At 70.9% G+C, this 9258-nt stretch carries 9 protein-coding genes; 6 read left to right on the forward strand and 3 right to left on the reverse strand.

Annotation, left to right across the window (positions count from 1 at the left end; genetic code table 11):
• The first annotated feature begins 84 nt into the window (after positions 1 to 84).
• Positions 85 to 654: a TerD family protein gene (locus ABZ910_RS27670; protein WP_361369880.1), complete on the forward strand. Its 570-nt coding sequence runs from the start codon at positions 85 to 87 to the stop codon at positions 652 to 654.
• Positions 655 to 712: 58 nt separating this feature from the next.
• Here the strand turns inward: ABZ910_RS27670 and ABZ910_RS27675 are convergent, their stop codons facing one another.
• Positions 713 to 2257 carry an NAD(P)/FAD-dependent oxidoreductase gene (locus ABZ910_RS27675; protein WP_361369882.1) on the reverse strand — a complete coding sequence of 515 codons (1545 nt, stop codon included), beginning with the start codon at positions 2255 to 2257 and terminating at the stop codon, positions 713 to 715.
• 124 nt (positions 2258 to 2381) lie between these two features.
• Here ABZ910_RS27675 and ABZ910_RS27680 point away from each other — a divergent pair, with 124 nt between their 5' ends.
• Complete coding sequence (locus ABZ910_RS27680; RefSeq protein ID WP_361369884.1) at positions 2382 to 3602, forward strand: PucR family transcriptional regulator; 1221 nt, start codon at positions 2382 to 2384, stop codon at positions 3600 to 3602.
• Positions 3603 to 3728: 126 nt separating this feature from the next.
• On the opposite strand, the gene ABZ910_RS27685 is transcribed toward ABZ910_RS27680, so the two are convergent.
• Positions 3729 to 5294 (reverse strand): MFS transporter, encoded by a 1566-nt coding sequence (locus tag ABZ910_RS27685; protein WP_361369886.1) that lies wholly within the window; start codon positions 5292 to 5294, stop codon positions 3729 to 3731.
• A gap of 119 nt (positions 5295 to 5413) precedes the next feature.
• Here ABZ910_RS27685 and ABZ910_RS27690 point away from each other — a divergent pair, with 119 nt between their 5' ends.
• From ABZ910_RS27690 to ABZ910_RS27705, 4 genes are all read left to right on the forward strand, one after another.
• A complete protein-coding gene (locus ABZ910_RS27690; protein WP_361369887.1) occupies positions 5414 to 5725 on the forward strand; it encodes a helix-turn-helix domain-containing protein in 312 nt (103 codons plus the stop codon).
• Positions 5726 to 5818: 93 nt separating this feature from the next.
• Positions 5819 to 6307, forward strand: coding sequence for a hypothetical protein (locus tag ABZ910_RS27695; protein WP_361369888.1), 489 nt, complete (start codon positions 5819 to 5821; stop codon positions 6305 to 6307).
• Positions 6308 to 6483: 176 nt separating this feature from the next.
• The gene (locus ABZ910_RS27700) at positions 6484 to 6939 is read left to right on the forward strand and encodes a PaaI family thioesterase (RefSeq protein WP_361369900.1); all 456 of its coding nucleotides are present in this window, start codon (positions 6484 to 6486) and stop codon (positions 6937 to 6939) included.
• On the forward strand, positions 6936 to 7913 hold the full coding sequence (locus ABZ910_RS27705) for an MBL fold metallo-hydrolase (protein ID WP_361369890.1): 978 nt from the start codon (positions 6936 to 6938) through the stop codon (positions 7911 to 7913). Before ABZ910_RS27700 ends, ABZ910_RS27705 begins: the two co-directional genes overlap by 4 nt.
• Positions 7914 to 7975: 62 nt before the next feature.
• Here the strand turns inward: ABZ910_RS27705 and ABZ910_RS27710 are convergent, their stop codons facing one another.
• A complete protein-coding gene (locus ABZ910_RS27710) occupies positions 7976 to 8752 on the reverse strand; it encodes a VOC family protein (RefSeq protein WP_361369892.1) in 777 nt (258 codons plus the stop codon).
• Between the last annotated feature and the right edge of the window lie 506 nt (positions 8753 to 9258).

Here is a 9258-nt window from a genome sequence, read left to right on the forward strand (position 1 = left end):
TCAGAACGTAGGCGAATGCCCCTTGGCCCGAGCTTGATCCGCCCGTCAGCTCGTTGGCTCGTCAGCCGGCCCCTGCTTCCCTCCGTGGCCGGGCGCGGTCGAGGGACCAGGCCCGCGATCGTCCTCGCGCCCGGACAGAACCTGGTCCTCCCCGAAGAAGCCCGGCAGGGCATGCTCATCGCCTTCGCCTTCAGCGGTGCCGACGCCGACCTCACGCTGTTCCTGACGGACGCCGACGGCCGGGTCACCCGCGACGAGGACTTCGTCTTCTACAACCAGCCCTCCGCCGCGGCGGGCGCGGCCCGCCTGCTGGGCAAGGGGATCGAAGGGGCATATACCGTCGAACGCGCCGCCCTCCATCCGGCCGCCCTCCCGCCGTATGTCCAGCGCGTCGCGATCGCCGTCAACATGGACGTCGACGCCGGTCTCACCTGCGGCGCCCTCACCCACGCCGACCTGCGCATCGACTGCGCGAGCGGCACGACCTGGACCTTCCAGCCGCCCGCCGACCATCGGCTCCGATCCATGGTCGTCGCCGAGTTGTACCGGCACACCGCGGGCGGCGAACCCGTCTGGAAGCTGCGCGCCGTCGGTCAGGGCTGGGCCGACGGTCTCGACGGACTCGCTCGCGCTCACGGTGTCGACGTCGGCTAGCCGATACGGGCAGTGAGCCGTCCCGCAGTTCCGACGAACCCGTCTTCCTACTCGGCACTCACCGGGCGACCGCCGTCTCCGCCGCCGTGGCCGGGGAGGTCTCGACCCGGGTGAAGTGCAGCTCCGGGTCGACGACGCTGTCGGCGCGGAGCAGCTTGACGTCCGAGTGGTAGTCCATCGAGGTCAGCCAGGGCATCCGGTCGCCCTGGCGCGGCAGTTGGTCGACCACGCGCTGGATGTAGCCGGCGGCGAAGTCGAGGAACGGCCGGGTCGGCATCGACGGATCGGCCACCTCGGGGCGGCAGATGTCCTGGCCGTAGGTGTCCATGTGGGCCAGCAGTCGGCAGAAGTGCTCGCACAGCAGGCCGACCTTCAGCGTCCAGGAGCTGTTGGTGTAGCCGATCGAGAAGGCCAGGTTCGGTACGCCGGAGAGCATCATGCCCTTGTAGGCGACGGTGTCGGACAGCCGGACCTCCTCGCCGTCGACGGTGACCTGGATGCCGCCGAACGCCTGCACGTTGAGGCCGGTCGCGGTGACGACGATGTCGGCCTCGAGTTCGCGGCCGGATTCGAGTCGTACGCCGTTCTCGGTGAACGTGGTGATCCGGTCGGTGACGACCGAGGCCTTCCCGGCGCGGATGGACTTGAACAGATCCCCGTCGGGCACCGCGCACAGGCGCTGGTCCCAGGGGTCGTACGGCGGGTTGAAGTGCTCGTCGACCGGATAACCGTCGGGCAGCTGGTGGGAGTTGACCCACCGGATCAGTCGGCGTGCGGCCTTCGGGTACCGCTGGCAGAGGGCCCAGACGAGGCGCTGCTGGGCGATGTTCTTGCGCCGGGTCAGCGCGTAGCCCCGCTCCGGCCCGAGGTACTTCCTCAAGGTGTTGGCGATGACGTCCTTCCTCGGCACCGGCAGGATGTACGACGGGGTCCGCTGGAGCATCGTCACGTGCGCGGCGGTCTCGGCCATCGCGGGCAGCAGCGTGACGGCGGTGGCGCCGCTGCCGATCACCAGCACCCGCTTGCCGGCGTAGTCCAGGTCCTCGGGCCAGTGCTGCGGATGCACGATCGTGCCGCGGAAGCGCTCGCGGCCCTCGAAGTGCGGGGTGAAGCCCTGGTCGTAGCGGTAGTAGCCACCGGCGCAGAACAGCCAGGCGCACGTCAGCGTCGTCCGCTCGCCGGTGTCGGCGCGCTCGACGAGCACCGTCCACCGGGCCTGCTCGGTCGACCAGGACACGGAGAGCACCTTGTGGTGGTAACGGGTGTGGCTGTCCAGGCCGTTCTCGGTCGCGGTCTCGCGCAGGTACGTCAGGATGCGCGGTGCGGAGGCGATGGACTCCTCGTCCCGCCACGGCTTGAACTCGTAACCGAAGGTGTGCAGGTCCGAGTCGGACCGGATGCCCGGGTAGCGGAACAGGTCCCAGGTCCCGCCGGAGGCGGCCCGTGCCTCCAGGATCGCGAAGCTCTTCGACGGCAGTTCGGTCTTCAGATAGCGAGCGGCCCCGATACCGGATATCCCGGCGCCGATGATCAGGACGTCGAGGTGTTCGACTTGTGTGGCGGCGGGCGAGGCCGAGGCGGGCGAAGCTGAGGCAGCAGACATGGCGGCGACTCCAGACGATGACGTGCGGCTCGACCATGGTGAGGCGTGGGCAACAGCGCGGCCAGGCACGATGTGCACCAGATCGACGCTCCTACGGTGCACTGTGCACCGTTAGAGTCGGCGCATGCCGCTGTGGAAACCGCCGTCACCTCGGGTACGGGACCTCATCCGCCAGGGCGCCGAGATCGCGCTCAACCCGAGGCCTGAGTGGCTCGACGAACTCGACGCGGCCACCCTGTCCGGCCAGGCGCAGCAACCGGTCGCCGCCGACCCGGTGCTCGCCGCCGGGACGCGCCGGACCAACCGGTCCAACCTGCTGTTCTGGGCCGCCTCCAACGTCCGCGCCCCCGGCGAGCCGGTGCCCGCGAACGAGGGCGACGCACCCCTGGCCATCGCCCGGGACCTCGTGCGGCGCGGCCTCGACGAGTCCGCCCTCGACACCTACCGGGTCGGCCAGGGTGTCGCCGTGCGCGTGTGGACGCAGATCGCCTGCTCGCTCACCGACGACACCGAGGAACTGAGCGAACTGCTCGACGTGTCGCTGCGCTCCATCTCCGCCTTCGTCGACGACACGGTCGCCGCCCTCGCCGCGCGGATGCACGTCGAGCGCGGCGAGCTCACCCGCGGTACCCACGCCGAGCGCCGGGAGATCGTGACCCTGCTGCTGGACGGCGCGCCGATCACCCGGCAGCACGCCCAGACGCGACTGGGCTACGCACTCGACCCGACGCACACCGCGGCCGTCGTGTGGACCGACGATCCCGACGCCGACCTCCATCAACTCGACCGTGCCGCGGACGCCCTCGCCACCGCGGCAGGCCAGGCAGTGCCGTTGAGCGTCCTCGCCAGTGCCGCGACGCGGTGGGTATGGGTTCACGGCCACCCCCACGCGGACCAACTGCAGGCAGCCCTGGGCCGGTTGTCGACCGTACGCATCGCGCTCGGCTCGGCCGCGCCCGGCGTAGACGGCTTCCGCCGCAGCCACCTCGACGCGCTCACCACCCAGCAGATGCTGGCCCGGCTCTCGTCCACGCAGCGCCTGGCCTCGTACGACGAGGTCGAACTCGTCACGCTCCTCACCCAGGACCCCGAACGCGCCGACCGCTTCGTCATACGCACCCTCGGTGACCTGGCGACGGCACCGGCCGACATCATCGAGGCGGTACGCGTCTTCGTCGCCGAACAGTGCAACGCCTCCCGGGCCGCCACCCGTCTCTTCACCCACCGCAACACCCTGCTCCGTCGCCTCGCCCGCGCCGACCAACTGCTGCCGCTCCCGCTTTCCGCCCACCCCCTCGACGTGGCGGCCGCGCTCGAAGTCCTCCGCTGGCGCGGCCGCGACTGACGCGTTCGACCTGGGGTGACCTCAAGGTCGTGGAAGGCGCGCCCGGCGCTGGTCGTCACCGCGATTCGTCGAAAGCGGCGGCCGGCATGGTTCCGGACCGCTGACCGTCGACGTCCTGCGCGAGGGTCACGCGGTGCTCTCGTCGGAGCCGCCGCGCAGCAGGGCGGCGACCACGGCGCACAGTACGAGGCAGACCGCGGCGAGTCCCCACAGGATCGTGTGGAACGCGGAGTCGTAGGACTGGGCGAGGAAGTGGGTGAAGGCCTTCGCGTCCGCCGCGCCGGACACTTCGGTGGCCCGGGCGAGGTCGCCGCCCGCCGCCTGGTCGGCGACCCGGTCCGCGTGCGAGGCGCCGGCGTAGTCGCCGATTCCGTCCTTGACGCGAGTGCCGAGCACGGTCGCGAGCGCCGACCCGTACACCGCCACGGCGACGGCCTCGCTGCCGAGCCGCAGCGTGTTGAGGAAGCCCGCCGCCATGCCGGCCTTGGCCGGATCGACCAACGCCAGCGCCTGGCTGTCGACGAGTCCGGCGGACAGGCCCATGCCGGCGCCGGTGACGAACATCGGCAGGGCGACGACGAGGATCTTCACGTCCGGCGCGAAGAGCGTGAGCGCCAGGTCGCCGACGACCAGGCAGACGAGGCTGACGTAGATGAGGGTGAGCGCGGAGATCCCGCGGGTGACCAGCTTCGCGGCGAGCATCGGGCAGATCAGCACGGGCGCGGTGAGCAGCAGCATGGTCAGACCGGCGGCGCCGCCGGCGCGACCGGTGACCGCGGTCAGATAGCTCGGCAGGTAGGTGAGCATGGTGACGAACCCGAAGGATGCGGCGACCGGCACCAGGCAGAGGCCGACGAAGCGCCGGTTGCGCAGCACGCTCAGGTCGAGCATGGGGTGCTCCGTGCGGTTCTCGACCGCCGCGAAGACCGCGAGGAAGATCACCGCACCCGCGAACAGCCCGAGCACGCCCGCGCTGCCCCAACCCCACTGCGAGCCCTGCACGATGGCGGTGGTCAGCAGCACCATGGCGACGACGAACAGCGCACCGCCCCGCACGTCGACGCGCGCGCCGCTGCCACCGTCGGCCGGCATGGCCTTGGCGATGGCGGGCACCGCGACCAGCACGAGGAGCAGGGCGACGGCATGTCCCGCGAACACCCAGCGCCAGCCGAGGCCCTGCGTGAGCGCGCCGGCCAGCGAGGGACCGAACGCCACACCGACGCCCGCGACGGTGCCGAAGAGGGCGAACGCCCGGGCGCGCGCCGGGCCGTCGAACACGGTCGACAGAATCGCCGCGCCGCAGGAGAAGATCGCCGCGCCGCCGGCGCCCGCGAGCGCGCGGGCGGCGTCCAGCCAGAGCACGTCCGTGGCGAACGCGCTGGCCAGCGAGGCCACGGCGTAGACGGCGGCACCGGCCGCGAAGGCCCTGACCCGGCCGACGATGTCGGCGACGGAACCCCACAGGAGCGTGCAGCAGGCGAAGGCGACGTTGAAGGCGTTCACCACCCACTGCAGGGGTGCGAGACCGGCGTGGGTGTCGGCCCCGATGCCGGGCAGCGCGACGGCCGTGCCGGAGATCGACATCGGGACGACGAACACCGCGAGGAGCACGGCGGCCAAGGTCGGTGTGCGGCCCGGCTGTCCGTCCGCCTGCACCGGCGGTGCGGCGGACGACGTGGTCTGCGTACTCATGAGGGAGCAACTCCAGGCTCGGCCCGGCCTACTGCGCGGCCAGGTACGGATTTGATCGAACCTTAAGCTCGCACAGGAGAAGGTATGATGCAACCCGTACCTCAGGAAGGAGGCTCACGATGCCCGACGAGGACGGTCATCCCTCGCTCGAGGAACTGGACCTGCGGACCGTACTGAGCGCGCTCTCCGACCCCCTGCGCTACGGGGTCGTGGCCGCCCTGCTTCGGGAACCGGAAGACGCCGCGCGCACCTGCGCCTCCTTCAACCTCCCCGTCTCGAAATCGACGACGACCCACCACTTCAAGATCCTGCGCGAGGCGGGCCTGGTACGACAGGTGGACCGCGGCAACAGCAGGGCGGCCACCCTGCGCCGAGCGGACCTCGACAAGCGCTTCCCCGGCCTGCTGGACCTGATCAGCGCGAATTCCTGACGGGCACGCTCGGGGCGTCGGGGAAACCGGAAGACTAGGCGCAGATCGAGTAGCTGCTGCCGAACCGGCCATGGGAAGGATGAGGGGAGGAACATGGGGGGCTTCAAGTGCGGGTGCGGCAAACTCTTCAGCGGTTCCCACAACCCGGGCCAGCAGTTCCGGCTCGTTCCTGACGAGCTCTTCGAGCAGATCGCCTGGCCTGCTCCTGCCGACCTCGGTACCCAGGAGCGGCAGCGCGCCGTGGAAGAGTCGTTCTCGGCGCTGTACGTCTGCGGCAACTGCGGGCGCCTTCACCGGGACGGCGAGGGCGGGTCGATCATCTCGTACGTCGTCGATGTCTCCCCGCCCCGTATCTGGGCCGACTTCGCCCTGCGGGACGAACTCGGTCGTGTCCTCCTCTGCGGGGACAGAAGCCTTGCCGAGATCAGCCGCCAGAAGCTTCTCCTCAACCCGCCTTTGGCCGTGGTCCTGTACGACGACTCGGGTGCCGAGGTGGTGGGGGAGGCGGAGTTCGGTCTGGACGCTGCCCGTGGCTACGACGAAACGCGTTGGGCGGTCAGACTGGACTCGGACTCGGAGTGACCGTCGCCGTCACCGGCCGTGCGGATTAGGTCCTGTCGCCTGTCCGGTGGATCACGCGGAACGGAACCCTTCAGTGACGCCCGGTCCGCGGTCGCTGGGTCGTCGTCGCCCAGGTCCTATCGTCGCCTTTCGGCTACCTACTCGCTGAAGGAGAGCATGTGGAACGCGTGGAACAGGTGGACGACGAGACGCAGCGGGAACAGGCGAGCCCGGCGGTGCGCAAGCGCGTCCAGGAGAGCTTCGACCGGCAGGGGTTGATGAGCCACCTGGGTGCCCGGATCACCCGTATCGCCCCGGGCCGCGTGCACATCGTGCTTCCGAGCCGGCCCGAAGTGACCCAGCAGAACGGCTTCTTCCACGCCGGTGCCACCAGCGCCATCGCGGACAGCGCCGGAGGATACGCCGGCTTCACCCTGTTCCCCGAGAACACCGATGTGCTCACCGTCGAGTACAAGATCAACCTCCTGGCGCCCGCCGTCGGCGACCACCTCGAAGCCGTCGGCACCGTCCTGAAGTACGGACGCACCCTGACCGTGTGCCAGTTGGAGGTGTTCGCCGTCCAGGACGACCGGCGGAAACTCGTCGCCCACGGTCAGCAGACGCTGATCAGCCTGAACGGGCCCGAGCAGTGAGTCCGCAGCCGGCGTTGCCGTCCTGGGTGACCTGGCGGCAACGGCCGTTCCCCGACGCCAACCTGCTCCTGCTGAACGGACGCCGACCGGCCCTGGTGGACAGCGGGTTCGTCGGCCACGCCGAACAGACCGCCGCCTGGGCACACGCACACGCCGGATCCGTCGATCTGGTCGTGAACACCCACTGGCACTCCGACCATGTCGGCGGCAACGCCCTGCTTCAGGCACAGGGTGCCGCCGTCGCCGCAGGCACCCCGGAAGCCGAGGCCATCACCCGCAGGGACCCGGGCTGCTGCGCGGCCGAGTACCTGGACCAGCCTGTCGGTCCGTACACGGTCGACATACCGCTCGACGACGGACGGATCCTGACGCTCGGGGACGCCGACTGGGAGGTCGTCCGCACGCCCGGACACACGCCCGGCCACCTGGGGCTGTGGCAGCCGGACGAGCGGCTTCTCGTGGTCGGGGACGCGCTGTCGGACTACGACGTCGGCTGGGTGAACCTCGCCCTCGACGGACCCGGCGCGGCCACGACGGCACTCGCCTCCGTGCAACGGCTGGCCGACCTCGCCCCACGCGTGATCCTCCCCTCGCACGGACCGATCCCCGCGGACCCCGGCGCGGCCTTCGCCACGGCGCTGCGCCGCGCCCAGCGCCTGGTCGACGACCCGGACGGCGCCGTCTGGTACGGCGCCCGCCGCATCTTCGCCTACGCCCTGATGATCCGTAGCGGGATTCCGACCGACGAGGTCGAGCCGTACCTCCACGCGCGAGCGTGGCTGACGGACGCGGCACGCCTTCTGGACCGCACGCCCGAGACGCTCGCCGCCGAGCTGATCGACACGATGCTCCGCAGCGGCGCCGTCGTCCTGCGCGGCGGACGCCTCCACGCCGCCGCCTCCCACGTCCCGGTCGCTCCGGAGTCGCTCAGGGTGCCGTACCCCCGCGCATGGCCGGAACCGGCGCCGCGTTGACGTACCCACCGGGGCTGGCCCGGGAGGGGCCGAGCCGCGCCCGCGCTGCTACCGGCCCAAGGTCAGCCGCCCTGGCGCGGGTTCGGCTTCAGTACGGCGAACACCGCCTGGCCCGGATCCGCCAGCCAGGCGATCCGGCCGACGTCGGGTACGTCCGAGGGCGGCATGAGGACCGTGCCGCCGTTCTGCTGCACCGCCGTGGCGGTGGCATCCGCGTCGGCCACGGCGAAGTACGGCAGCCAGCCGGGATTCTCCTGGCCGCCCGGGAGTGGAGCCACGCCGCCGAAGGACCCCTCCTGCTGGTCGCCGTCCGCGATGCTGAGCACCCAGTACGTCATGCCGGGCACCTGCATTTCCGCGGAGCGCCAGCCGAACAGGCCGCTGTAGAAACGGATTGCCGCCTCCGGATCGCCGACGTGCAGCTCGACCCACACCAGCGAATCGGCCGCGGACGTCCTCTCCAGACCGCTTCCGGGCTGCAGTACGGCGAACTGCGCGCCTTGCGGGTCGGTGAACTGGGCGATCGACCCGTCCCCCACGCTCATGGGCGCGACGCGCACGGTGCCTCCGCCGCTGGCCACGTCGCGGGCGGTCGCCTGGATGTCATCACTCTGGAAGTACGTCATCCAGGTCGGCTTGGCGCCTGGCTCGGTCATCGGTCCGAGGGCGGCGACGGTCTTCCCGTCCTTCTGGAGGAACCCGTACCCGCCCGCGAGCGGCCCGGCCGACACGAACTGCCAACCGAACACGGCCCCGTAGAAGGCCGCGGCCACGTCCGTGTCGGGGCTGCCGAGGTCGATCCAGATGGGCGACCCGGTGCGGAAGTGGGTGCCGAGCATGCGTTTCCTCCTACGAGTCCGGCGCGCAGACCCCGTCACTATGTCGACTGCCTGGACGGTGCCTGGCACACCGGTCCGGACAGCCCGTTCGTTTCACCCGGGTTGGGGAAGCCTCGACCAGCGCTGTCGGCCGGCGACGGTGTCGGTGTTCCGGCCGCCCTGTCCTGGGGCGTGGAGGCGGGAGCTGCCGCTGCCCTGATGCTATGGATGAGGGTGGCCCGCATGGAGGCCGCCGATGCCACGGGCTCCGGCCAGGATCCCGAACCATCCTTGCGCGACAGGGATGTTGGGCTTGCGGACTGCTTGGCCATGGGGCGAGGAAATGATCGTCCAGGGCGGGCCGCACATGGTTCGATGGTCCGCGCACGCGCGAGGTATCGACCTCGCCGGGCGCCTCTTCGGCCGGGCGCCTCTTCGGCCGGGCGTCCGCAGCAGGCTGAGCGGGCAGGCAGGGGGCGGGGGGTGCCGGGGGGGAAGCACGCCCCCCGCCCTAAGAGGGGGATAGG

Source organism: Streptomyces sp. NPDC046805 (genome assembly GCF_040645355.1).
Taxonomy (GTDB): domain Bacteria; phylum Actinomycetota; class Actinomycetes; order Streptomycetales; family Streptomycetaceae; genus Streptomyces.